This is a genomic window from Shewanella insulae, from assembly GCF_009831655.1.
Classification (GTDB): domain Bacteria; phylum Pseudomonadota; class Gammaproteobacteria; order Enterobacterales; family Shewanellaceae; genus Shewanella; species Shewanella insulae.
In genome coordinates this window covers 259,076-284,038 of sequence record NZ_WRPA01000003.1, presented here as the reverse complement: position 1 = coordinate 284,038, position 24,963 = coordinate 259,076, and the positions used below count along the sequence as shown (strand labels likewise).

Sequence of the window (24,963 nt, the reverse complement as noted above, 5' to 3'; positions counted from 1 at the left end):
TTCCCCTCATCGCGCCGCTACGTTAATGTCGAGACATGACTCAACAAGCTAAGCTGTCAAATTGAAACGGATCGCCCTCTTTGTCGACGTACAAAACATCTATTACACCTGCCGCCAGGCCTACGGCCGTCAGTTTAACTACCACGCGCTGTGGCAGCGACTCACCGAGCAGGGAGAGATAGTTACGGCGCTAGCCTATGCCATCGACCGGGGCGATGATGGTCAGATAAAGTTTCAGGATGCGCTGAAACATATCGGCTTCGAGGTCAAGTTGAAACCCTTTATCCAGCGCAGCGACGGCAGCGCCAAGGGCGACTGGGACGTAGGGATCACCATAGACATCATGGAGCAAGCCCCAAAGGTGGATACAGTTGTCTTACTCTCTGGCGATGGTGACTTCGCGTTGCTACTCGAACATATCGGCCGCAAGTATCCCATAGAGACAGAGGTTTACGGCGTGCCTGAACTCACAGCCAAGGCGCTGATGGACGCCGCAACACAATTTCATCCCATCGAAGAGCAGCTGCTGCGCTAGCTAAGCGAGTTTCACCCAATCGAAGAGGAGCTAGCCCCTCACATTAGTCTCTGACGTTAGTCCCTCACGTTAACCCCTGACATTAATCACTCAAGGCGCCAGAGGCTGGCAGGCAGTAGAGATGCTGACAATAGCGCTTTGCCGAGGCACCCCAGCTGAAACGCTTCTGGCTGGCTTTTTCACAGATACCATGCCAGGTCTCCTTGCCGACAAGTGGCAAGGTTTGCGCCAGGATATCCAGCAAGGCGCTCGACTGCTCCGCCAGACTATCTCCGTAGAAGACAAACCCATCTTCGCCGTGGCTCACAGTATCTTTGAGTCCGCCAACACCGTGAACCAGACAAGGCTGACCCGCCCGCATCGCCAGCATCTGACTGATGCCGCAGGGCTCGAAGGAGCTGGGCATGATAAACAGGTTGCCGCACTCGTACAGGGTGTCGGACAAAGGCAAGTCGAAGCCGTTGATAAAGAGCAGGTTCTGATAGCGCCCCGCCAGCTGGGCCAGTTGCGCCTCTATCACCTGATCGCCGCTCCCCAGAATAGCCATCAGGCCGTTAGGGGCGTGCTCAGCCAAAAGCTTTAGCAGATGTTCCAGTGTGCTGATCCCCTGCTGGTCACGATAGCTGAGGATCGCCATCTTCTGATCCGTCAATCGTCCCACAGAGGTCAATAGCAGCCTGGGGGCGTCCTGAAACTCCGACAGGCGCCTCAGCCGGGCAAGGGTTAGCAGCGCCTGCTGATCGACGCTGCGCACCCAAGGCGTCTGGCATAACCAGCCTCCAATCGCCTGTTCGGCGCGGTCGATGAGCGGCAACAGCTTGTCGGTGTTGCCCCTGAGCAGCGCCTGACGCTTGCTGAGCTGACCCGAGCGTTTATTACTCGGATACTCACAGCCGTTTAAGATGCCATGCAGGGCGCCCGCTTGCTGTTTCTGCTGAAGGTCCGCCTCTAAGCCTTCACCGCCAATAAAACCCTTTTCGGGCGATGAGGGACACAGCACCTCCTGGGCATAGCTGGGCGACACCAGATGCACGCGATCGCTCAGCACTATGGCGGCGCGCAGGGGGTTGAAGCACTGGGGATACCTGGGATCGATCACCTGATTAAGCGCATCACGCTCGAGCGAGGCAAACAGGCCCGGCAACCATGCCTGCAGTGAGGAGTGCTCCTGAGTTAGCGGCCGCGCCCCCTGAATCGCCAGATTATGGATAGACAGCACACAGGGGATCGCCTGCAGCGCGGCATACTCTGGGGCGAAGGCGCGCAGCAGCGCCAGTACGCCGCAGTGCCAGTCATGCAGATGCAGATGATCCGGCCTTGGCATCAAGCCGGACAACACCGCCTTGGCGACCCCAAGGCAAAACAGGGCGAACTTGTTTGCGTCCTCGGCGAAGGGGCGATCGCTCGCCCCCGGGGTATAGATCTTACCGCCTTGATCGAACAGCGGATGATCCAACAAAAACAGGTTCACCTCCGGCAGACTGGGATGCGATGCACGATAGAGGGTCAACCAGTGGGGCTGACCATAGAAGTCGACCACCAGCTCGCCCAGCGGCTCTGCCCCCTCCTGACGATGCAGAAAACCATAGCTTGGCATGATCACATTGCTGCACACACCCAGCGGATAGAGGGCCCCCGGCAGGTCACGGATCACATCGGCCATACCGCCCACCTTGGCGCCCTTGAGCGCGCCGTTCTCGGCGGCGACCATCAACACGCGCTTCATGGCGCTCTCCCCCTTGGTCTTACTCATAGCCTACAGGTAGCCCCAACATGTCGCGGGTCACCAGGGTGATCCCTCCTTCCGAGACCCTAAAACCCCGCGCCCTGTCGTGTTCATGGTCGTGGCCAATTACCGTACCCTCGGGAATGATGCAGCCTCTGTCTAAGATGGCATTTTTTATCTGACAGTTACGCAGCACCACCACGTCCGGCAGCACCACAGAACTTTCCACCGTGGAGTATGAGCAGACCTGCACCTCGTTAAACAGCACGCTGCGTCTCACGGTGGAACCAGAGATGATGCAGCCGCCGGAGACGATGGAGTCCACCGCCATGCCGCGACGCTCGTCGTCATCGAAGACAAACTTGGCTGGCGGTAACTGTTCCTGGAAGGTCCAGATGGGCCACTTGGCATCATAGAGGTTGAGCGCCGGCGTGGGCGATAACAACTCCATGTTGGCCTGCCAGAAGGAGTCCAGGGTGCCCACATCACGCCAGTAGGCTTCCTCATCGGTGAAGCCACTTCTGAAGGGATGGGCGTAGACCTCATGCTCCTCGATGATCGACGGGATAATATCCTTGCCAAAGTCACGATCCGACTTCTCGTTCATGGCATCTTTCTTGAGCTGCTCAAACAGGAACTCAGTGTTAAACACATAGTTGCCCATAGAGGCCAGGCACATCTCGGGATTTTCCGGCAAATGCTTGGGCAGCTCGGGCTTCTCTTCGAAGCCGAGGATCTTGTTGCGCTCGTCCACCTCGACCACCCCAAAGGCGCCTGCCGCCTCGGCCACCGGCACCTCGAGACAGGAGACCGTCATGTCGGCGCCAGACTCGGCGTGGGCCGCCAGCAGGCCGGCATAGTCCATGCGATAGACGTGATCGCCAGAGAGGATCATCACATACTTGGGCAGCTCGTGGCGTATGATGTCGATATTCTGAAATACCGCATCGGCCGTGCCCTTATACCAGCTCTCTGAGTAACGCTGAGAGGCGGGTAGGATCTCCACCGACTCCCCCAGCTCCTTCTTGAAGTGGCCCCAGCCGCGCATCACGTGACGGATCAGCGAGTGCGACTTGTACTGAGTCACCACACCGATGCGGCGAATGCCCGAGTTGATGCAGTTCGACAGCGGGAAGTCGATGATGCGGAACTTGCCACCGAAATAGAGCGATGGCTTAGCGCGCCAGTCGGTCAATTCGTGCAGACGTGAACCTCGCCCCCCGGCCAAGATTAATGCATAGGTTTCTCGGGTTAAATTACTGATATAACGTGGGCTAGGATTCATGTTAGGCATAAGTACTCACTCCTTGAGATAAAAAACACACCTGTTGCTTGGCCGTCACGGCGGCCCGACTAAGCTCGATAAACGTCATTAGGCTATCCCCCAGATCTCGTCTCGATATTGACCAATGGTGACATCGCTGGAGAAGCGACCACTGGCGGCGGTATTGCGTATGCTCATCTGTGTCCAATGGTGGGGATCCCGGTAGGCCTTGGCCGCCTGCACCTGGGCGAGCCGGTAAGACTCGAAATCGGCGGCGGTCATCCAGGGATCCTGTGGACAACGTATGCTGTCGATGATGGGGTCGAAGATCCCCGGCTCCAGCAGGTTAAAGTGGCCACTCTCCAGCAGGCTCATCACCTCGCTCAGCGCCTGGGATTTGGCGATAAAGTGCCGGGGATCATAGTGGGGTCTCAGGGCCTCCACCTCGTCGGCGGTGAGACCGAAGAGGAAGAAGTTATCCTCGCCCACCTCTTCGAGCATCTCGATGTTGGCGCCATCCAGGGTGCCTATGGTGAGGGCGCCATTCATCATAAACTTCATGTTGCCCGTGCCCGAGGCCTCCTTGCCGGCGGTAGAGATCTGCTCGGAGAGGTCCGTCGCCGGGCAGATCCGCTCCATGGCGCTGACGTTATAGTTGGGATAAAAGGCGAAACGCAGATAAGGCGTCACCAGAGGATCCGAGTTGACCATGTGGGCCACATTATTAGCTAATTTAATCAGCAGCTTGGCCATGGCATAGCCAGGGGCCGCCTTACCGCCGATCAGCACGCACCTAGGGGTGATCTCGGTGAGCTTGCCCTGCTGGATCTGGTGATACAGGTGGATCACATGCAAGATATTGAGTAGCTGACGCTTATATTCGTGTATGCGTTTCACCTGCACATCGAACATCATCTTTGGATCGAAGCTAACGCCGCACTCCTGCTCCACCAGCTGGGCCAGCTGCTGCTTGTTGCCATGCTTGACCTCCTGCCAGGCCTTCAGCAGCCCCTCGTCGTCGGTGAAGGCGTTGAGGGCACTGAGGCGGCTTAAGTCCTTCACCCAGCCTTCACCCAGACGCTTGCCCAGCAGTTCGGCCAGCGCAGGGTTACTCTGGGCCAACCAGCGTCTCGGCGTCACGCCATTGGTCTTGTTGTTGAACTTCTCGGGCCAGAGGGCGTAGAAGTCCTTAAACAGGCCTGAGGTCAACAGCTGGGTGTGCAGCCCGGCGACACCGTTCACCGAGAAGCTGGCGACAATCGCCAGGTAAGCCATGCGGATGTGGGGCTCATCGCCCTCTTCGATGATCGACATGGCTCGCAGCTTGCCGCCATCGCCGGGCCAGTGATGGGCCACAGTGTCCAGATAGCGCGCATTGATCTCATAGATGATGTCCAGCAGCCTGGGCAGCATATGGGCGAACATGCGCACCGGCCAGCGCTCCAGCGCCTCCGGCAGCAGGGTGTGGTTGGTGTAGGCCATGGTCTGGCTGGTGATCTCCCAGGCCTGATCCCAGGAGAGACCATACTTGTCCATCAAGAGGCGCATCAACTCGGGGATCGCCACGCTGGGGTGAGTGTCATTAAGTTGCATCACATGCTGGCGGGCAAAATCCCTAAAGTCGGGGCCGCGCTGGCCCACCCAGGTATTGAGCAGATCCTGTAGGCTGGCAGAGGAAAGAAAATATTGCTGGCGCAGCCTCAACTCCTTGCCGTTCTCGCTGGCGTCATTGGGATAGAGCACCATGGTGATCTGCTCCGCCAGGTTCTTGCGGGCCACCGCCTCGGTATAATCCCCCTGGTTAAACTCCTCGAGATCGAAGTCGTCGGTGGCCTCAGACTTCCACAGCCTCAGGGTGTTTATCCGCTCGTTACGGTATCCGGGCACAGGCATGTCGTAGGCCACCGCCAGCACATCCTGAGTCTCCACCCAGGTGTATTGGCGCTTACCGTCGCGGTCGATATAGGACTCGGTATGACCGAAGAAAGGCACAGTCACGTTATGGCTCGGCACCCGAACCTCCCAGGGATTGCCGTCCCTGAGCCAGCGGTCGGGACGCTCCACCTGATAGCCGTCACACAGCTTCTGGGCGAACATGCCGTACTCATACCTTATGCCGTAGCCGGTGACATTGAGGTCCAGGCTGGCGCAGCTGTCGAGGAAGCAAGCCGCCAGGCGTCCCAGGCCGCCGTTGCCCAGCCCGGCGTCATGCTCCTGGGCCTCCAGGGTCTCCAGCGCCACCGCATAGTCTTTCAATACTTGGGCGCTCTCGCCGTTCATATCCAGATTCAGCAGGGCATTGCCAAGGGCCCGCCCCATGAGGAATTCCAGCGATAGATAGGCGACCTTCTTGTTGCCTGTATCGCGGTCCTGCTGACGGGTGGCGCGCCACTTGGGCAGCATCTGATCTTTCACGCTCATGGCGAAGGCGTAGAACAGCGCCTGCTCGTCACGCTCCTTGGGGGTCAGGCTCTTGTCTATGTGACGCTCGAAACAGGCCCCCAGGGTCTCACAGGGATCGCAGATAAGGCTGTCGGCCTTGGCCTCCGACTTAACTGCTGGCTTGTTGCTGGCCTTACTCGGTTTAGCGGGCTTCACGGGCTTAGCTGTTGAACTCATCTAGACTCTCCTTTTGCCGAGGTTTTTTCTCTCGCTGAGGGCTCTTCTTTCGCTGAGGGCTCCTTTACCGCTGAGGGCTCCTTTACCGCTGAGGGCTCTCCTTTCGCTGAAGGCTCTTCTCTCGCTGAGGGCTCCTTTACCGCTGAGGGCTCTCCCGTCTCCGAAGGCGCCGAGGTAAATTGGGCGTAGTAGATCATCAGGCTGCGGTCCTGCAGCACCAGGCTGGCGCCCTGTAGCAGGGCCTGATAGGTGACAGACTCGCCATACTGAGGACTGTCCTGGGTACTGAGCAGACACTGCCACTGCACTATCCCCTCTAGGCTCGGCAGGGTGAACTGCTGGGGTCTGTTGTCGGCATTGAACATCAACAGCAGCGCCTGACGACAACCGGCCTGGGCCTCCAACTCGCCGCTGATCACCAGGCTCAGGGTACGGGTCTGGGCCTCGCCCCAGTGGGCCTTGGTCATAGGCTCGCCCTGACGACAAAACCAGTCCAACCCAGGCGAGGCCAGATTAGCGCTCTCGTGGATATAGTCTCTGTGGCACAGCATGGGGAAGCGGCGGCGCAACTTGATGAGGTTAGCGGTGAAACTCAGCAGCTCGTCGCTGTCGATATCCTTCCGCCAATCGAGCCAGCTGGCAGGATTGTCCTGGCAATAGGCGTTATTGTTGCCCAGCTGGCTATGGCCCACCTCGTCGCCGGCCAGCAACATGGGCACCCCCTGAGACATAAACAGAGTGGTTAGCATGTTGCGGCACTGGCGGGCACGCAGCGCGGTAAGCGCCAGCTCGTCGCTCTGGCCCTCATGGCCATAGTTGTCGCTGTAGTTCTCGTTGTGGCCATCGCGATTCTGCTCACCGTTGGCCTGATTATGCTTGTGGCGATAGCTCACCAGATCCATCAGGGTAAAGCCGTCATGGCTAGTGATGAAATTGATGCTAGCGGCGGGCTTACGGCCGGCGTGTTCGAACAGATCGCTGGAGCCATGAAAGCGGGTGGCAAACTCGGGCAACATGCCGGCATCGCCGCGCCAGAAACGGCGCACCGTATCGCGATACCTGTCGTTCCACTCGCTCCAGCCGATGGGGAACTGCCCCAGCTGATAACCGCCAGGACCTATGTCCCAGGGCTCGGCGATGAGACGTACCCGGCTGAGCACGGGATCTTGGCTGATGGCATCGAAGAAGCCGGATCCCACGTCGAAGCCGTGATCTTCCCGCCCTAAGGTACTGGCCAGATCGAACCTGAAACCGTCGACCCCCATCACCTCGACCCAGTAGCGCAGCGAGTCCATCACCAGCTGTAACACCCTGGGATGAGATAGGTTGAGGGTGTTTCCGCAGCCTGTGTCATTGATGTAGTAGCGTGGCTCGCTGGGGTGCAGTCGGTAGTAGCTGAGGTTATCTATCCCCTTAAAGCTGTAGGTGGGGCCGAGCCGATTGCCCTCTGCGCTATGGTTGTAGACCACATCCAGGATCACCTCGATACCGGCGCCGTGCAGGGCGCTGACCATGTCGCGAAACTCATCTATCGCCCCATCGCCCTCAGACTCGCTTATTGACTCGCTTAGGTAGGCCTGATGGGGAGCGAAATAGCCTATGGTGTTGTAACCCCAGTAATTAGTCAGCCCCTTCTGTTGCAGGAAGGCTTCGGTGACAAACTGCTGCACGGGCAGAAGCTCGACGGCCGTAACCCCTAGGCTTTTCAGGTGCTGTAGGCTGGCCGGGTCGCCAAGGCCGGCGAAACGGCCGCGACGCTCGCTGGCCACCTCGGGATTTTGCTGGCTAAAACCCTTCACATGCAGCTCGTAGATCACGCTGCGGCGCAGGGACAGCGGGCTGTCACTCTGATCGAAGGGATTCACCAGGGGCGCTATGGGCCTTAGGTTTTCGAGATCCACTACCACACACTTGGGCATCAACTCGGCGTTATCCAGCTCGCAGAAGCTCAGGTCTTCCTGCTCGTGACCAAATTGATAGCCGTAGTGGGATTGATGATCTTCGATGGCGCCGCTCAAACGCTTGGCATAGGGGTCGAGCAGCAGCTTGTTGACGTTAAATCTGTGGCCAATCAAGGGCTGATAGGGCCCATCGACCCGGTAGCCGTAACGGCAACCCGCCCTGAGGCCTGACACATGGCCATGCCAGATCTGCTGGGACTGACGCTCGAGGCGCAGCCTGGCCACTTCCCTATCCTCCCCGTCAAACAGACAGAGATAGACGGCACTGGCGTGGGCGGAAAACAGCGCGAAGTTCACCCCCTCACTATCTAAGGTTGCCCCCAAGGGATAAGGCTTGCCATGGGTCAGTCGCATGACACTCTCTCGTCCAGTTCCAGCACCAGACAGGCTAGCGGCGGCACGCTGATGCAGGCACTCTGGGCCTGGCCCTGATAGGCCTGTGGCTCGGTGTGGATAACCCCCTGATTGCCCACGTCGCTACCGCCATAGTAGTGGCTGTCGCTGTTGAGGCACTCATGGTAGCGGCCGGGCTGCGGCAGACCGATACGAAACTCGCGGTAAACCTCAGGGGTCATGTTGACGATAAAGATCAGCTGCTTGTCGCCGCTCTGGCGAATAAAGCTCAGCACACCGGCGCTGGCGTTATCGCAGTCGAGCCAGCTAAAGCCCTCACCTTGGTGATCGTCGCCGTATAGGGCAACACTCTGACGATAGAGGCTGTTGAGATCTTTCACCCAGCGCTGCACTCCCTGGTGGGGCTCAAACGCCAGCAGATGCCAGTCCAGGCTGTGCTGATGATCCCACTCGTCGCGCTGGGCAAAATCCGCCCCCATGAAGAGCAGCTTCTTGCCCGGATGGCCCCACATGAACCCCAAATAGGCACGCAGGGTGGCAAACTTCTGCCAGTCGTCACCGGGGATCTTATGCAACAAGGAGCCCTTGCCGTGCACCACCTCGTCGTGGCTCAGCGACAGGATGAACTGCTCGGTGAAGCAGTACATCAGGCTGAAGGTCAGCTCGTTATGATGATGGCTGCGGTAGATGGGATCCCGGCCGAGATAGCTCAGGCTATCGTTCATCCAGCCCATGTTCCATTTAAAGCCGAAGCCCAGGCCGCCCTCATCGACCCGCTTGGTGACGCCGGGCCAGGCGGTGGACTCTTCGGCGATCATCATGATGCCGGGAAAGCCTTTGTAGAGACGCGTGTTGAGCTCCTGCAAGAAGGCGATGGCATCCAGATTCTCGCGACCACCATGGGCGTTAGGCAGCCACTGATGGGGCTCGCGGCTGTAGTCGAGATAGAGCATGGAGGAGACGGCGTCCAGACGCAGGCCGTCTAAATGAAACTCCTGCAGCCAGTAGTGGGCATTGCTGAGCAGATAGCTCTGCACCTCGCCACGGCCATAGTTGTAGATAAGGGTGTCCCAATCTGGATGCTCCCCCTGACGGGGATCCTGATGCTCAAAGAGACAGGAGCCGTCGAAGCGGGTCAGCCCATGGGGATCCTTGGGGAAATGCGCCGCCACCCAGTCGAGGATCACCCCGATGCCCGCCTGATGACAGGCATCGACGAAGGCCTTGAGCTCGTGGGGCTGGCCGAATCTGTAGGTCGGTGCAAACAGGCCCACGGGTTGATAGCCCCAGGAGCCGTCGAAGGGGTATTCGCTCAGTGGCATCAGCTGCAGATGGGTGTAGCCCATCTCGACCACATAGGGGATCAGCTGATCGATAAGCTGGCTATAGCTGAGATACTGCTCGCCGTTTTCCCCCTGGCGACGCCAGGATCCAAGATGCACCTCATAGATGGAAACGGGCTGATCGTGCCAGCTCTGCTTGGCCCGCTTCGCCAGCCAGCGCTTATCCTGCCAGGCATAGTCGAGCTGGGGCGGCACGATAGAGGCGTTGCCCGGGGCGCCCTGCATGGCGCGGCCGAAGGGGTCGGCCTTGAGCAGTCGCTCCCCCTCCTGGGTGACAATCTCATATTTATAGTGGGTCAGCGCCTTCATCTGCGGGATGAAGATCTCCCACACGCCGTTGGCCGGATGGTGGCGCATCACCTGGCGTCTGCCGTCCCAGTCGATGGCATCGTGCACCAGGGAGACCCGCTTGGCATTGGGCGCCCAGACACAAAACTGCACGCCGCTCACCCCATCGACCTCACGCCAGTTGGCCCCCATGAAACGATAGGCCTGCTCCTGACGCCCCTCGCTGAAGAGGTACAGTGCCTCATCACTCAGCAGGCTGGCATATTGGTAAGGATCGTTCAGCTCCTCGACGCTGAAGGGATAGTGCACCCGCAGGCGATACTCGAAGGGGTTGATGCGCCGCCCGGCGAGTCCCGCGAAGACCCCCTCGTCGTGACACTTCTCCAGCTCGGCCACCTTGCGGCCATCTTGTTTGGCGATCAGCTCGACACGCTCTGCACCCGGTAGAAAACAGCGTACCACCAGGCGTTTGACCAGGCTCACAGCCTTAGCTTGCTTGATGCCCTTGCCTGGCTTTATGCCCTTGCTAGGTTTAGTGGCTGGGGGAATTTCTATGGTGTGCATCCCCAACAAGGCGAAGATATCCACGTAGTCGGCAGCCAGCAGGGCTTCAATTTCACTTGGCGCTATCAGTGGTGTCGGCGTAGGTGTCTGCACTGGTGTCTGCTTAGTCATCTGGTTATCCCTTTGCTTGTCTGTTTCATAGCTATGTCATAGGTATGTCATAGCTGTATCATCGGCTGAAAACAGGCTGACGAAGGCGCTCGTCTGCCCGGCAATATTGGTCGCTAGCCTCGGCCGAGCTGCGCCCCTCGACGATGCGGCGTAGCAGCCCCTTGATCGAGGGTGACTGTCTCAGGCTGGTCAGGCTATAGGGCAGCCGTCGCTGCCAGTTGGCATATTCCTGCCAGGTACCGGGGATGTTGACTCCGTGCCGCTCGCAGCAGAGATCCGCCAGTTGCACGCTAAACAGACGCGAATTAGAGCGCGCCGCCACCGCCACCCAGGCGCTGAGCAGGAGCAGATAGTCTTCCTCCAACGAGAGCGTTTCGCCGTTGGCCTCGAGCCAGGCCAGCAGCTGCAGGCGCTCGCCGTCGCGTCGTTCCAGTGCTTGCTCCAGCGCCCGGTCGCTGCCTAAAAGCTCCAGCTGACGCTTAAGATGCAGGTCACTCTGAGACCACCAGGCCAGCAGCGTAGGCACGTCGTGGTTAGCCAGCATCATCAGGCTGTCACTCCTGTGTTCTTGTGGCGACTTGAAGGCCTCGCCCTGCCTGCAGAAATAAAAGAGTTCGTTGGCATAAATGCCGCCGTCGCTGAGCTTGGCGCGCACCTCATCCGGCACTATGCCGAGATCTTCACCTATCACCACACAGTTGCTGCGCATGCTCTCAAGGCGCACTATCGCCAGTAGCGTGTCTATGGGGTAATACACATAAGCTCCGGGAGCCTCCTCGGGCTCACTCGGCCACCACCAGAGGCGCAGCAGTGCCATCACATGGTCTAGCCTCAGGGCGCCGTAGTAGCGCATGTTGCTTCGGATCAGCGCAATAAAATGGCTAAAACCCGACTGGGCCATGGCGATGGGATCCGGCGGCGTCAGCCCCCAGTTCTGCCCCTTGGGGGCAAAATCATCCGGCGGCGCACCTATGCTGGCCTGCTGGCAATAGGCGTCTTGATTGTGATGAACCTCGGCGCCGTCGCCGCGCACGCCAACCGCCATGTCACCGATAAGGCCAATGCTCATGCCCGCCGCCAGCGCCTGATGCTGACAGGCGATCAGCTGCTCGTGGGCGACAAACTGCAAGTAACGATGCAACTGGGGATCTGCAGCCATTTGCTCTCCCTGGGCCGAGGCCTTGTCTGCCTCCAGCTGGCAGAAACTGCTCAGCGCCTCCCCTTCCTGGGCGACAAACTGCATGAAGGCCTGCTCACGCTCCCCACCGCTGCCCAGCACATCACGGCTAAACACCTGATAGAGAGCGATAAAGAGGCGATACTTGAGCTGGGTGAGCTTAGGGTAATCGAGCCAGTTGTCGCGGTTGAGGCGCTCGCGATCCAGGGCGAGGGTTTGCAGCAGCGGCGCTATCTCATCAGCCTCGGGGACTTGCTCGATATGAATATAGAGGGGATTGAGCCTGCGTCTGTCACTCGGGCTATAGGGACTGATATAGGCCTGTTCCAGATTGAAAGAATCCCCCAGGGCATGGAGCGGATTGAGCTGGATAAAGTCGCAGCCATAACCCCCGAGCCAGGCGATCAAGGCCCCCAGATCGCCAAAGTCCCCTATGCCCCACTGACTGTCGCTGCGCAGGCTATAAAGGGCAATACTCACCCCCCAGGGTTTATCCGTCTCCCGCAGCTGTTTTGCCTTGGGCGGCGCCAGTAACCAGGTGCCATGATGGCCCTCACTTTGCCAATCGAGGGCGGTTTTACCGAATCCCACCGACAGCTTGTGATAGCCCATGGGCAGGGATTGTCCCTGAGTCAGGTAGGGGGTGACGTTTACCCGATAGCGATAATAGAGGTGAGGCTCACGATAGTAATCCCCCACCCGCTCCAGCGCCGAGAAGGGAATGCTCATCTCGAGTCGAGTGCCGCCTTCGGTAAGGATGCGCACCCTAAGATCGACCTGCATCTCGCTCGGTAGCGACAAGATAAAGCTTGGCTCGGTCAGACAGGCAAATTGGAACACCGCCAGCGGGCGCTGCCAGGGCGCGACATCGAGGTCGAAATTACGTTTTGCTATCGCCTCGCCATTAGCGGCGACGAAACCATCTGGGCTGAGATCATCCAGGTTGAACCTGGGCTGAGTGCAGTTAGCCAGCAGACAGGCGAGGAGCCCTAAGCGCTCGGCCTGGCTATGGTGCACCATGCGGCCCGAGTAGTCGCTATAGCTGGCGCCTACGCCCTGCAAATAGAGTAACTTTTCTAAGCCCATCGCCCATTTCCCTGCTAGTCAGTCAAACTGCCCTATTTCCTTGAGCAGTAAACATGCCAAACACAGGTAACAGCTTGACGACAGATTTGTGTCAATCAGATGAACTCTATTTATCTATAATAATTAGTCACTTAAAACTTTACATTTGGGACCTAGCCAGGGGGCAAGCCAAGACAATCGGCCCCCGTAAAGATTGGGCATCGCACAAATATTGTGCAACCGACCTAAAGCGATGCACAAAAATCAAACAGATGATGATCGGGTGGTTTGGCTTATCTGAGTGAGTTTCAGATGATGAAAGTCGCCGTGATAGATTTTCGAAATTGAAAATCAGTCAAATTTCGTATTTGTCATAAATTTACAAATTTAGTCGTATTGATCTAAGTTTTTGCCATGCTTTCGACTGGATAGATGCTATTTATGAGGCAGATCACACCTTTGCGATAACCGCATTGGTACTTTAGTTACCAGAAAAGATAACAACTTTTAACTTTAAGCATAAAAAAGGTGATTTTATGGCTGCTAAATTTTTTATCCCATCAGTCAACGTATTAGGACAAAATGCTGTTGACGACGCAATTGGTGATATTAAAACCTTAGGCTTTCAGCGTGCGCTGATCGTCACCGACAAGCCACTGGTCGAGATTGGTCTGGTTGGTCAGATCGTCGAGAAGTTTGGCGCGGCGGGCATCACATCGACCGTGTTTGACGGCGTGCAACCCAACCCAACAGTGGGTAACGTGGAAGCGGGCCTCGAACTGCTCAAGGCGAACAACTGTGACTTCGTGGTATCACTGGGTGGCGGCTCGCCACACGACTGCGCCAAGGGTATCGCCCTGGTTGCCACCAACGGCGGCAGCATCAAGGACTATGAAGGTCTGGATATGTCGGCGAAGCCACAGCTTCCATTAGTCGCCATCAACACCACTGCCGGTACCGCCAGTGAGATGACCCGCTTCTGCATCATCACAGACGAGGCTCGCCACATCAAGATGGCGATCGTGGACAAGCACACGACCCCGATCCTGTCGGTTAACGACCCAGAGCTGATGCTACTCAAGCCTGCCGGCCTGACTGCGGCAACCGGTATGGACGCACTGACACACGCGGTCGAGGCCTATGTTTCTATCGCGGCTAACCCTATTACCGATGCCTGTGCCATCAAGGCAATCGAGCTTATCAAAGGTAATCTGGTCGAAGCGGTTGAGAACGGTCAGAGCCTTGAGGCACGCGACCAGATGGCTTACGCCCAGTTCCTGGCGGGTATGGCCTTCAACAACGCAAGCCTAGGTTATGTTCACGCCATGGCGCACCAGCTAGGCGGTTTCTACGACCTGCCACACGGCGTCTGTAACGCCCTGCTGCTGCCACACGTTCAGGCCTACAACGCACAGGTTGCCGCGCCACGTCTAAAGGATGTTGCCAAGGCGATGGGTGTCGATGTCAGCGCAATGACAGATGAGCAAGGTGCAAACGCCGCCATCGAAGCAATCAAGGCGCTGTCTGTTGCGGTGAAGATCCCTGAAAACCTCACCACACTGGGCGTTAAGGCAGAAGATATCCCAACGCTTGCCGACAACGCATTGAAAGATGCCTGTGGCCTGACTAACCCTAAACAGGCGACGCACGAAGAGATCTGTCAGATCTTCACCAATGCGCTATAGACTCGCCGCATAAGTTTCGAATTTCTCCCTGCAAGTAGAAATTCCCAAAGGCCCACCTCAGGTGGGCCTTTTGCTACCCGGTCTCTAAAAACTATCGGCAGAGGGAGCAGAAACAAACAGAATCACTCTGTTATCCGCTAAAGCCACGGCCATTCGAAGTTTTTATCATAAAAAGCCAGCACTAATAGCTAAATACTCTTTTCATGTCACACTTTTGGACTAGTCCCTTCGGATACATGTGTTATAAAATAGTGTCAGCTCGCTTTTTCCCTGCAAAGATTCAGCTAGCTAAAAGGCTCGTCGGCAACTATTGCCGGCGAGCCTTTTTCTTCTCCCTGATATCTCACGCTATCACTCTGCCACAACAAATGCCAAAGAGAGACCGAAGTACCCGAGAGGCAGTTTTTTTATTTCCATAAGCCCATGAAAACACGGCCGTATAAATTTAGCGCAACTGATTTCCTCCGTGATGGCGAAAATAAACCCTAGGTAAATGGCTAAAGTGTGTTATCTTAGCCGGGCTCTGTTGTTCAGGGTTATTAGTTTAAAGCATTAAGTAAAAGTCAAAACCTTAGTCAAATCTTCACCATTTTTGTCCTCAGTTTTCCCTTAGCTTCATCGTAATACTCAATAATTCAACGGCTCGGCATACCGCAACATCGCGGATTTTTTATACGAATTGAATAAGGGACAAATATGTCTAATACAACTGGTACCGTTAAGTGGTTTAACGAAGATAAAGGTTTTGGTTTCATCGAGCAGGCAAATGGCGGCGCTGATGTGTTCGTGCATTTCCGCGCTATCGTATCTGACGGATACAAGACGCTAGCCGAAGGCCAAAAGGTCACCTTCGATGTTGAGCAAGGTCAAAAAGGCTTGCAAGCTGCGAACGTAGTTCCGGCTTAATCGAACGGTTCGATAAAAAAAGGCGACTTCAAGTCGCCTTTTTTGTGCCCAGATTTTAAGCTTTAGCTCAAGTTTTAACTATTGGCTCGTCGCGCCTTCACCCTTCATGCGCTCACGCAGCTTCTGCATGATGACGTAAAACACAGGCACTAAAAGGGTACCAACCAAAGTCGCCGCCATCATGCCACCGAAGACGGAGTAGCCCAGGGCGCGGCGGCTTCCCGCGCCGGCACCCGTTGCGATAACCAGCGGCAAGACCCCCAGCAAGAAGGAGAAGGCGGTCATCAGCACGGCGCGAAAACGCAGGCGCGCGGCGGTTTCAGCAGCCTCCAGTATACTCTTGCCCTCCTCCCTGAGCTGCTTGGCAAACTCGACGATCAGGATGGCGTTCTTACAGGCCAAACCGATCAGCAGCACCAGGCCTATCTGGGCATAGAGATTCAGCTCGCTCCCCACCAGCAAGATGTTGAGGAAGGCCCCCAGGATGGCGATAGGCACCGCCAGCATCACCGCGAAGGGAATGCTCCAACTCTCATACTGGGCTACCAGGAATAGATAGGTAAAGATCAATGCCAGACCGAAAATTAACGGCGCTAAGTTACCCGCCTTGATCTCTTGGTAAGTCTGCCCCGTCCACTCAAACTTATAGCCGGCTGGCAATGTCTCATCCGCCGCCCGCTCCATGGCGGCGATGGCATCGCCCGAGCTAAAGCCTGGCGCCGGGAAGCCATTAATGGTGGTCGAGCTGAACATGTTATAGCTGTTCATCACATCCGGCCCCAGAATCGGCGTCACCTTAACCAGGGTGCTCAGGGGCACCATATCGCCACTGGCGGAGCGCACATAGAAGCTGGCGATATCCTTGTCGGAGTTACGAAACTCCCCTTCGGCCTGGAGTATTACCCTAAACACCTTACCGAAGCGGTTGAAATCGTTGACATACATGGAGCCAAGCATGGTCTGCATGGTGGAGAAGATCTCATTTAAGGAGATCCCCAGCGCCTTGGCCTTGTCTCTGTCCACATCCACATACATCTGAGGCACGTCGGCGCGGAAGTTACTAAAGGCCATGGCAATTTCGCTCTGTTCGTTGGCCTTCATGATAAGCGCCCGCATCACAGAGGCTAACTCCTGAGGCGAACGCCCCTGGGTGTCCTGCAGCACAAACTCGAAGCCACCGACGCTACCCACACCAGGGATTGGCGGCAGCGAGAAGGCCATCGCCTTAACCGAAGGGTTGGCGGCGTACTTGGCCTGTAACTTGGCGACAATCGCCGACTCCACCATATCGGGCGAATCGCGCTCTTCCCAGGTCGACAGGGTCACGATCATCAGGCCGCCATTAGAGGAGACTGAGCCGGTGAGGATACTGAAGCCGCTGGCGTGGATCACGTTCTCGACCCCAGGCTCTTCCAGGGTGAGCTTAACCAGATCCCGCATCACCTCTTCGGTACGGTTGAGAGACGCGCCATCGGGCAGCTGAATATCCACCATGAAGGCCTTCTTATCTTCCATGGGCACGAAGCCGGAAGGCAGCACCTTGGCGATCCCGCCGGTGACGCCGATCAGACAGGCGTAGGCCACGCCCACCAACACCAGCTTACGCACCAGGGAGGAAACCAGCTTCATGTAGCGACCGGTAAAGCGCTCGAAGTAGGTATTAAACAGGTAGTGGAAGCCATGGGTATGCTTCTTGGGTGGCTTCAGCAGGGAGGCACACAGGGCCGGACTCAGGGTCAGGGCATTGACCGAGGAGATGAGTACAGAGATACAGATGGTCACAGAGAACTGGGCATACATCTGCCCTGTGATCCCCGGCATCACGGCCGTGGGCGCAAACACCGCCAGCAACACCAGGGTCGTGGCGATAATGGGCCCCGTTACCTCTTTCATTGCCTTTGAGGTCGCCTCAGTAGGCGACAGGCCCTCATCCTCCATCAGGCGAGTGACGTTCTCCACCACGACTATGGCATCATCCACCACGATACCAATGGCCAGGATAAGCGCAAACAGTGAGACGGTATTGATGCTCATGCCGAAGGCCAACAGGAAGGCGAAGGTACCCACCAGGGAGACGGGAATGGCAATGCCCGGCACTAGCGTCGAGCGCGCATCCTGCAGGAAGATGAAGACCACAAATACCACTAGCGCGACAGAGATAAACAGTGTCTGTACCACCTCGTTGATCGAGGTCTGGACAAATTCTGTGGTGTCATAGAGCACCTTGTACTCGAGATCGTCCGGGAAACGGCTGGCAAGGGTCTCCATCTCGGTCTTGATCGCATCGGCGACCTCCAGGGCATTGGCGTCCGGTGCCTGATAGATGGCGATGATGGCCGACGGCTTGTTATTCAGCTTACCCTGGGCATCATAGGTCTGAGACCCCAGCTCGACCCGTGCCACGTCTGAGACGATCACCTTAGAACCATCGGCATTGGCGCGGATCATCACCCGGCCGAATTCTTCTGGGTCTTTCAGGCGTCCCTTAGTTTGCAGGGTATATTGAAACTGCTGCTCGGGATCCACAGGCGCGGCGCCGATGCGACCGGCGGCCACCTGAATATTCTGTTCTTTCAGGGCGGCGATCACATCGCTGGCGGTCACGCCAAAACTAGCCATCTGATTGGGATCCAGCCAGATACGAATGGCGTAATCCAGGGCGCCGATCACCTGCACCTTGGAAACCCCATTTTGACGTGCCAATGCATCTTTCACATTCAGGCCGGCATAGTTGGTGATAAACAGGGAATCGAAGGTCTCGTTGGGGGAAACCAGGTTCACCACCATGAGGATGTTGGGGCTCTGCTTCTCGACCTTGACCCCCTGACGCTTCACCTCCTCGGGCAATCTGGGCATGGCCTGCTGCACCCGGTTCTGCACCTTCACCTGAGCCATGTCGGCATCTGTGCCCACATCGAAGGTGACGTTGAGGGAGTAGCTACCGTCGTTGGCGCTCTTGGACTGCATATAGAGCATGCCCTCTACGCCATTGACCTCAGCCTCAATGGGTTGGGCTATGGTGTCTTTAACGATGTCGGCGCTGGCCCCGGAATAACTGGTACTGACACTCACCTGAGGCGGCGCGATCTCAGGAAACTCGGCTACCGACAAGATGGGAATAGAGATCAGCCCCACCAGAGTCAACACGGTAGAGATCACGAAGGCAAATTTGGGCCTATGAATAAAAAACTCACTGATCATAATGACCCCCGTTTAGGCATCGTTAGCTTCTTGGAAAGGTACCGCCTGCTGCTCGACGGCCTTCACCTCGATACCCGGACGTATCTTCTGCAGACCATCCACCACGATACGCTCCCCCTCATTGAGGCCACTGAGCACACGCCAGTCGACGCCGAATCTGTCGCCCAGCTCGACTAGCCGCTTCTGTACCTTGTTCTGCTCATCCAGCACCATGACGAAGCGACCCTGCTGATCTTCCTGCACCGCGGCCTGTGGGATCAAGATGGCCTGTTCGCTAATGGGCGACTCTATGATCAGGGTGACAAACAGCCCCGGCAGCATCAGCTTACTCTCATTGTCGAAGGTGGCCCTGAGCTCCAGGGTCCCCGTGGCGGCATCGACCCGGTTGCTGACAAAGTCGATATAGCCTGTCTCGTCAAACATGCTGCCATTTGGCAGGCGCAGTCGTATGGTCACATCGGAGATCTCTACATCCCGCTTGGCCGCCTTGGAAAAATTTTGTTTGGCCGTGATGATGGTCTTCTCGGCTACCTGGAAATTAACCCACATGGGTTGTAGCTGCACCAGGCTTGCCAGCTCAGACTGAGGCGTAATGATATCCCCCTGACTCACCTTGGCACCGCTGATACGCCCCGAGATGGGTGCGTAAACCTTGGTATAGCTAAGTTGTAACTCGGCGGCCTTGACCGCAGCCTCCGCCTGTACCACGCCCGCCGCAGTGGTCAACTTACGACTGGTGAGCTCATCCATGTCCTGAGCGCTAATCATGCCATCGGGCAGCAGGCGACGGCCACGCTCCCAGTTCATCACAGCCACATCGCGAGAGGCTATGGCCTGCTTGAGCACCGCCTGTTGCTGTGCCAGCTCTGCTTCATAGGTGGAAGGGTCGATCTCAAACAGTAGCTCACCCGCCTCTATATCGTCACCCTCGATGAAGGTGCGCTTAAGCAGTTGCCCCTGGATCTGCGACTTGATCACCACATCTTCCGATGCCCGGGTGCGACCGACGATCTCCGTCTTGGCACGAATCTCCTTCATGTGGGCGGTATTAACCACCACGCTGGGCATGACCGCAGGCCCGGGGGTTGGCGCCTCGCCGCAGGCGCTAAGCATAAGCAGCGCACTAAACAGAGTGAGTCGAGAGAGAGGTGAGGTGTTTCTACTAAGCATTTGGGCCTCCATAGCGCCAAGCGATAAATCAGGGGTAATTTTCATCAACCGCAGACAGATGAGATTAACCACCAGCTTACTTACAACTGCACATCATATTAGTAACAAGCTAATACTTTAACCAGGAATAGCAAGGGCAATTAGCTGACTCATTTGGCATTTTTTAAATATTTCAATTTGGCCTTATCTGGCACTGAGAGGAATTTGTCGATAATAGCCCTCGCGCGATCGGCATATTTAACGAGACAGCTTTCATTAGCTGATGCTTTATTAAGCAGATGACAAAATGGACTTAAAAATGAGACCCTGCACAAGGTTATGGCCAATCCTATCGTGCTACAAAAGGTCAAGGGTCTCCTCTTATGGCGAAGTGAAACAGGATAGGCCAGACGAATACTTGTTGACCCTAAAGAAATGCAGTGCCTATGATGGCCCTTGTATCCATAATCAGGAAGGTAATTTATGACAGCCATTTCTCATGTCTATAACTATACAGTCAGATGCCCGCACATTAAGGATCCCGCCCACCCAACAACTTGGCAAAACCATATTGAATTCAATCAGTCATGCGAGATCGGCCTAAATCGCATCACCAAGTGGCACGACAGATCCGGCCACCGCATCTTCGAACATGATGGCTTTATCGTCAGGGAGGCCGATGGCGAGAGTGCCTACTTCTCGATGCAGAGCGACCGACTGAAAAACGATGGCCACGTATTAGTCACTTTTAAGATCTTCATGGACGATACCACCAAAGACAGCTCGGTGCAGGAAATCATGGCGCATCTGATCAAAGACTATCACCAGAGGTTATCTAAGCTCGACTCTGCCGCATAGCCATCCCCCTGAGCCAGATCACACACAAGATCTGGCTCACATTTTCCTGCTCACAAAACAATCTAGATCACATTTATGCCGCACCAAAATGTGACAAACATAGAATTAAACCGCAGAAAGCATAACTGATACCACCTATAAAACAATAGCTTATATTTAAAACCGCTATTTTCACCCGCTTAACCACGCCAAACCAGGCTAATTGCCAAAAAAAACACCCAAGCTTACACTTTTCTCGATTCGGGACAATTTTGCTGGCAAAACAATGCCGGCCAATCATCAACTTAAGCTGAATATAGGAGCAATAACCTCATGGGTGCAGTGGCCAATATCGTCATCGTCGGCGGTGGTGCGGGTGGAATGGAGATAGCGACCAAGCTGGGTCGTAAACTGGGACGTAAGGGCAAGGCCAAGATCACCCTTATCGACTGCGCCGACAGCCATATCTGGAAACCCCTTCTACACGAGGTGGCCACAGGCGCGCTGGATATTGGTATTGATGCCATCAGCTACCGCGGCCACGCCGCCGCCCACGGCTACCATTTTCAACAGGGGGCGATGACAGATATAGACCGCGAGCACAAGCAGGTGATACTGGCGCCTATCCAGGATGACAAGGGCAATGAACTCCTGCCCGCCAGACGCATAGACTACGACTATCTGGTGCTGGCCATCGGCAGTATCGCCAACGACTTCAATATCCCGGGTGTCAGGGAGCACTGCGTATTTCTCGATAACACCCAACAGGCAATGCAGATCCGCACCATGCTGCTCAACAAGTTTATGCGCTATGCCAGCCACCACCAACTGGACGACAAGATCAAAATCGCCGTGGTCGGCGCCGGCGCAACCGGGGTCGAGATGTCGGCCGAGATGCACCACGCGGTCGAGCAACTCAGCGGCTTCGGCTACAAGATAGACACCAGCCTGCTGGAGGTCACCCTGATAGAGGCAGACTCGCGCATCCTGCCCAAGGTGGAGAAGCATGAGATCTCCCAGGCGGTGACCAATCAGCTCAATCAAATAGGCGTTCGGGTCATGACTAATACCCGCATCGACCGAGTCGATGAGAATGCGCTGCACACCTGCGATGGCCAGTCCATCGCCAGCGACATGACCATCTGGTCCACCGGCGTGAAGGCGCCCGACTTCATGGGTGAGATTGGCGGCCTGGAGAGTAATCAGATCAACCAGGTGATGGTTAACCCCAATATGCAGACCACAAGGGATCCTCACATCTTCGCCATCGGCGACTGCGCCGCCTGCCCGCAGCCAGACGGCTCCTGGGTGCCGCCGAGGGGCCAGTCGGCGCGGCAGATGGCGCTGATGACCGCCGATAACATCTGCCTGATGCTAGCCGGCCAAGCCCCCAGCAAAGAGTATCTCTACAAAGATCTCGGCTCCCTGGTCAACCTGTCCAAGTTCCATACCGTGGGTAACCTGATGTCCTTCGTCGGCGGTGGCGTCCTGGTGGAAGGCAAGATTGCCAGGTTCGTCTACACCTCACTCTACCGGCGCCATCTGATTGAACTGCATGGGATCTTTAAGGGCACACTGCTGATGTTCGCCAAGGGGATCAGCCGCATCATCCACCCTCATCTCAAGCTGCACTAAGACGATAACCAAGTGACAATTGAGCGCCAAACAGGCATTAAGTCACGAGCATCATAAGCCTCCCTTTTTGGGGAGGCTTTCGCTGACAAGGCTAACGGGTTAAAATGTGACAACTTTCGTCAATAAGAGATCATTATGAAGAAAATCATCAGCGCAGTTATGATCCTTGGCGCCCTCAGCGCCTGCGCCGAGCTTAAGGATGCCGGTCGCACCATAGGTCACACCACCAAGGAGGTGACCACGGATATCGGCCACGCCACCCGCGACACCACCAAGGCGATAGGTCACGCCTCCCGCGATGCAGTGAAATCGGTCAAAGAAGATCTCAGCAAAGAGAACTAATCTCCTCTTTGAATGAACAAAAAAGGGCAACTAATGCCCTTTTTTGTTAGGCGGCATTTGCCCGCATGCCATGGGGCTTGGGCAGGCCGTTCTCATCCACGTTAACGAAGATCATCTTATCTATGGTCACCACAGGCAGCCGGGTCGCCTTATTGCGCACCTCACAGCAGACGGTGATTGAACTTACTCCGGCGCTGATAAGCGCCAGGCCAAACTCGATCACATCCCCCTGCCTCGCCGGCGTCATGAAGTTGATCTCCGAGATGATCTTGGTGACTATGCTCTGGCTGTTCATCTGACATGCCGCGAAGATTGCCGCCTCCTCATCGATCCAGCTTAATAACTGTCCACCGAACAATGCATTGGCCGGATTTAAATGTTCGGGTTTGATAAAGCGTCGACTGTAATATTTCATATGCACTCTCCCTGCTCGATTCATACAAAAGCCGTACAAGAAATAGACCAAGAATAAAAGCACTTACAAAACAGACAATTAAAACAACCCCAAAGACACCTACCTCACTAATTTAGTGCCCCTTGCACCAAGTTAACTCAGATTAACAAGCAGTTTCGACATCTTAGCTTCATATAATTGCAATCTTAATTCACCAATTCTGTCATCTGGATACCTGACAATCAGGCCGCTTTATCTCAAATAGCGAACAATTTACTTCAACCCAATACGGATGATGAAAGTGATGATGATAAAAAGATTAGCTGCGTTGATCTCTTGCAGCCTAGTAACCATGGCCGCCAACAGCGCCGTGTTACCCAGCGTTCAGACAGACAGCCACTGGTATAAGGAAAGTGCCCAGCGGGTGTCAGACAAGGCCACACTAGAAACCAAAGCAAAGGCCAAAAACGTCATTCTATTCGTGGGCGATGGTATGGGTATCTCTACCCTGACCGCCGCGCGTATCTATCAAGGTCAGCAGATGGCTGGTAACCAGGGTGGTGAAGAGAACTTCTTAAGCTTCGAGAAGTTTGACCATACGGCTCTGATCAAGACCTACAACACTAACCAACAGACCCCAGACAGTGCCGGCACCATGACAGCCATCGCTACAGGCGTTAAGTCTAAGGCCGGTGTTCTGTCGGTATCTGACGAGGCACTTCGTGGCAACTGTTTGTCATCTAAAGACAACGAGCTGGTCACCCTGGTTGATCTGGCCAATGCCAAGGGCCTGTCGACCGGTGTAGTCTCTACCGCGCGTATCACCCACGCCACGCCTGCGGCCACCTATGCCAACAGCCCAGAGCGCAACTGGGAAGCCGACAGCAACCTGCCCGCCGAGGCCGTTGCCAACGAGTGTAAAGATATCGCCTATCAGATGGTGATGCGCGACAAAGACAATGCCCTGTCGGTCGCCTTGGGTGGCGGTCGCCGCGCCTTCATCCCTGACACCGTTACCGACGGTGAAAACAAGAAGGGTAAGCGTAAGGATGGCATGGATCTGACCAAGGCCTGGGTAGAAAACTTCGACAACGCCGCCTATGTCTGGAACAGCGATGAGTTTGACGCCATAGATACCAGCACCACAGATCACCTGCTGGGTCTATTCAACTCTTCTCACATGGAATATGAAGCAGATCGCGCCGACGACGTGGGCGGCGAGCCTTCGCTAACCGAGATGACTGAGAAGTCTCTTGAAATCCTCAAGAAGAACGACAACGGCTACCTGTTAATTGTCGAGTCGGGTCGTATCGACCACGGTCACCACGCGGGCAACGCCAAACGCGCCCTGGCCGATGCCGTCGAGCTTTCTAACGCCGTTAAGGCCGCGGTAGAAAACACAGACCCAGAAGAGACGCTGATCTTGGTTACCGCCGACCACAGCCACGTGTTCACCATCGCCGGTTATCCTAAGCGTGGTAACCCAATTCTAGGCCTGGTACATGGCGTCGATGGTAGCGTGTCTACTGCCCTTGATGGCAAGCCATACACCACATTAGGTTACACCAATGGTCCTGGTGCCGTTGTGGGTAACCGTGACGACCTCACCTCAGTCGACACCCAAGACAAAGACTTTATGCAGCAGTCACTTATCCCTATGGGTAGCGAAACCCACGCAGGTGAAGATATCAGCCTGCATGCCACAGGCCCAGGCTCAAACCTGGTACAGGGCGTGATGGAACAGAACGTCATTTTCCACATCATCAACCAAGCCCAAGCGCTTGGCGGTACTAAGTATTAATTGGGA

At 56.1% G+C, this 24,963-nt stretch carries 16 protein-coding genes; 7 read left to right on the top strand and 9 right to left on the bottom strand.

Annotated features, from left to right (window positions below; translation table 11 throughout):
* The first annotated feature begins 61 nt into the window (after nucleotides 1-61).
* Entirely contained in the window at nucleotides 62-535 is a 474-nt protein-coding gene (locus GNT65_RS05640) for a LabA-like NYN domain-containing protein (RefSeq protein WP_160794227.1), read from the top strand.
* An 82-nt stretch (nucleotides 536-617) separates the two neighbouring features.
* Here the strand turns inward: GNT65_RS05640 and GNT65_RS05635 are convergent, their stop codons facing one another.
* From GNT65_RS05635 to malQ, 6 genes are all read right to left on the bottom strand, one after another.
* Nucleotides 618-2,288, bottom strand: a complete 1,671-nt coding sequence (locus GNT65_RS05635; RefSeq protein ID WP_160794225.1) for a glycogen synthase — start codon at nucleotides 2,286-2,288, stop codon at nucleotides 618-620.
* Nucleotides 2,281-3,555 (bottom strand): glucose-1-phosphate adenylyltransferase, encoded by a 1,275-nt coding sequence (gene glgC / locus GNT65_RS05630; protein ID WP_160794223.1) that lies wholly within the window; start codon nucleotides 3,553-3,555, stop codon nucleotides 2,281-2,283. Before glgC ends, GNT65_RS05635 begins: the two co-directional genes overlap by 8 nt.
* A gap of 78 nt (nucleotides 3,556-3,633) precedes the next feature.
* Nucleotides 3,634-6,144 (bottom strand): glycogen/starch/alpha-glucan phosphorylase, encoded by a 2,511-nt coding sequence (locus GNT65_RS05625; protein WP_160794221.1) that lies wholly within the window; start codon nucleotides 6,142-6,144, stop codon nucleotides 3,634-3,636.
* On the bottom strand, nucleotides 6,141-8,459 hold the full coding sequence (glgX, locus tag GNT65_RS05620) for a glycogen debranching protein GlgX (protein WP_160794219.1): 2,319 nt from the start codon (nucleotides 8,457-8,459) through the stop codon (nucleotides 6,141-6,143). Before glgX ends, GNT65_RS05625 begins: the two co-directional genes overlap by 4 nt.
* A complete protein-coding gene (gene glgB, locus GNT65_RS05615; RefSeq protein ID WP_160794217.1) occupies nucleotides 8,450-10,765 on the bottom strand; it encodes a 1,4-alpha-glucan branching protein GlgB in 2,316 nt (771 codons plus the stop codon). Before glgB ends, glgX begins: the two co-directional genes overlap by 10 nt.
* A 58-nt stretch (nucleotides 10,766-10,823) precedes the next feature.
* On the bottom strand, nucleotides 10,824-13,028 hold the full coding sequence (gene malQ / locus GNT65_RS05610; protein WP_160794215.1) for a 4-alpha-glucanotransferase: 2,205 nt from the start codon (nucleotides 13,026-13,028) through the stop codon (nucleotides 10,824-10,826).
* A gap of 515 nt (nucleotides 13,029-13,543) precedes the next feature.
* On the opposite strand from malQ, the gene yiaY reads away from it, so the two are divergent.
* Both yiaY and cspE read left to right on the top strand, forming a co-directional pair.
* Complete coding sequence (gene yiaY, locus GNT65_RS05605; RefSeq protein ID WP_160794213.1) at nucleotides 13,544-14,692, top strand: L-threonine dehydrogenase; 1,149 nt, start codon at nucleotides 13,544-13,546, stop codon at nucleotides 14,690-14,692.
* Nucleotides 14,693-15,388: 696 nt separating this feature from the next.
* Nucleotides 15,389-15,598 (top strand): transcription antiterminator/RNA stability regulator CspE, encoded by a 210-nt coding sequence (gene cspE / locus GNT65_RS05600; protein ID WP_144203266.1) that lies wholly within the window; start codon nucleotides 15,389-15,391, stop codon nucleotides 15,596-15,598.
* Nucleotides 15,599-15,676: 78 nt separating this feature from the next.
* On the opposite strand, the gene GNT65_RS05595 is transcribed toward cspE, so the two are convergent.
* On the bottom strand, nucleotides 15,677-18,799 hold the full coding sequence (locus GNT65_RS05595; RefSeq protein ID WP_160794211.1) for an efflux RND transporter permease subunit: 3,123 nt from the start codon (nucleotides 18,797-18,799) through the stop codon (nucleotides 15,677-15,679).
* A 12-nt stretch (nucleotides 18,800-18,811) separates the two neighbouring features.
* Nucleotides 18,812-19,969: an efflux RND transporter periplasmic adaptor subunit gene (locus GNT65_RS05590; RefSeq protein ID WP_160794209.1), complete on the bottom strand. Its 1,158-nt coding sequence runs from the start codon at nucleotides 19,967-19,969 to the stop codon at nucleotides 18,812-18,814.
* Nucleotides 19,970-20,431: 462 nt separating this feature from the next.
* On the opposite strand from GNT65_RS05590, the gene GNT65_RS05585 reads away from it, so the two are divergent.
* The 3 genes from GNT65_RS05585 (at nucleotide 20,432) to GNT65_RS05575 (ending at nucleotide 22,762) form a co-directional block, all read left to right on the top strand.
* Nucleotides 20,432-20,806, top strand: coding sequence for a cytoplasmic protein (locus GNT65_RS05585; RefSeq protein ID WP_160794207.1), 375 nt, complete (start codon nucleotides 20,432-20,434; stop codon nucleotides 20,804-20,806).
* Nucleotides 20,807-21,118: 312 nt separating this feature from the next.
* Nucleotides 21,119-22,420 (top strand): NAD(P)/FAD-dependent oxidoreductase, encoded by a 1,302-nt coding sequence (locus tag GNT65_RS05580; RefSeq protein ID WP_160794205.1) that lies wholly within the window; start codon nucleotides 21,119-21,121, stop codon nucleotides 22,418-22,420.
* 135 nt (nucleotides 22,421-22,555) lie between these two features.
* Complete coding sequence (locus GNT65_RS05575) at nucleotides 22,556-22,762, top strand: hypothetical protein (RefSeq protein ID WP_160794203.1); 207 nt, start codon at nucleotides 22,556-22,558, stop codon at nucleotides 22,760-22,762.
* 46 nt (nucleotides 22,763-22,808) lie between these two features.
* On the opposite strand, the gene GNT65_RS05570 is transcribed toward GNT65_RS05575, so the two are convergent.
* The gene (locus GNT65_RS05570) at nucleotides 22,809-23,177 is read right to left on the bottom strand and encodes an acyl-CoA thioesterase (RefSeq protein ID WP_011864961.1); all 369 of its coding nucleotides are present in this window, start codon (nucleotides 23,175-23,177) and stop codon (nucleotides 22,809-22,811) included.
* Nucleotides 23,178-23,460: 283 nt separating this feature from the next.
* Between GNT65_RS05570 and GNT65_RS05565 the strand changes: the two genes are divergently transcribed.
* On the top strand, nucleotides 23,461-24,957 hold the full coding sequence (locus GNT65_RS05565) for an alkaline phosphatase (protein ID WP_160794201.1): 1,497 nt from the start codon (nucleotides 23,461-23,463) through the stop codon (nucleotides 24,955-24,957).
* Nucleotides 24,958-24,963 lie beyond the last annotated feature (6 nt).

What these genes read in the sequence shown, in the direction of transcription:
- GNT65_RS05635 (WP_160794225.1), bottom strand. Translation starts at nt 2,288, where the DNA reads ATGAGTAAGACCAAGGGGGAGAGCGCCATGAAGCGCGTGTTGATGGTC.
- glgC (WP_160794223.1), bottom strand. Translation starts at nt 3,555, where the DNA reads ATGCCTAACATGAATCCTAGCCCACGTTATATCAGTAATTTAACCCGA.
- GNT65_RS05625 (WP_160794221.1), bottom strand. Translation starts at nt 6,144, where the DNA reads ATGAGTTCAACAGCTAAGCCCGTGAAGCCCGCTAAACCGAGTAAGGCC.
- glgX (WP_160794219.1), bottom strand. Translation starts at nt 8,459, where the DNA reads ATGCGACTGACCCATGGCAAGCCTTATCCCTTGGGGGCAACCTTAGAT.
- glgB (WP_160794217.1), bottom strand. Translation starts at nt 10,765, where the DNA reads ATGACTAAGCAGACACCAGTGCAGACACCTACGCCGACACCACTGATA.
- malQ (WP_160794215.1), bottom strand. Translation starts at nt 13,028, where the DNA reads ATGGGCTTAGAAAAGTTACTCTATTTGCAGGGCGTAGGCGCCAGCTAT.
- yiaY (WP_160794213.1), top strand. Translation starts at nt 13,544, where the DNA reads ATGGCTGCTAAATTTTTTATCCCATCAGTCAACGTATTAGGACAAAAT.
- cspE (WP_144203266.1), top strand. Translation starts at nt 15,389, where the DNA reads ATGTCTAATACAACTGGTACCGTTAAGTGGTTTAACGAAGATAAAGGT.
- GNT65_RS05595 (WP_160794211.1), bottom strand. Translation starts at nt 18,799, where the DNA reads ATGATCAGTGAGTTTTTTATTCATAGGCCCAAATTTGCCTTCGTGATC.
- GNT65_RS05590 (WP_160794209.1), bottom strand. Translation starts at nt 19,969, where the DNA reads ATGCTTAGTAGAAACACCTCACCTCTCTCTCGACTCACTCTGTTTAGT.
- GNT65_RS05585 (WP_160794207.1), top strand. Translation starts at nt 20,432, where the DNA reads ATGACAGCCATTTCTCATGTCTATAACTATACAGTCAGATGCCCGCAC.
- GNT65_RS05580 (WP_160794205.1), top strand. Translation starts at nt 21,119, where the DNA reads ATGGGTGCAGTGGCCAATATCGTCATCGTCGGCGGTGGTGCGGGTGGA.
- GNT65_RS05575 (WP_160794203.1), top strand. Translation starts at nt 22,556, where the DNA reads ATGAAGAAAATCATCAGCGCAGTTATGATCCTTGGCGCCCTCAGCGCC.
- GNT65_RS05570 (WP_011864961.1), bottom strand. Translation starts at nt 23,177, where the DNA reads ATGAAATATTACAGTCGACGCTTTATCAAACCCGAACATTTAAATCCG.
- GNT65_RS05565 (WP_160794201.1), top strand. Translation starts at nt 23,461, where the DNA reads ATGATGATAAAAAGATTAGCTGCGTTGATCTCTTGCAGCCTAGTAACC.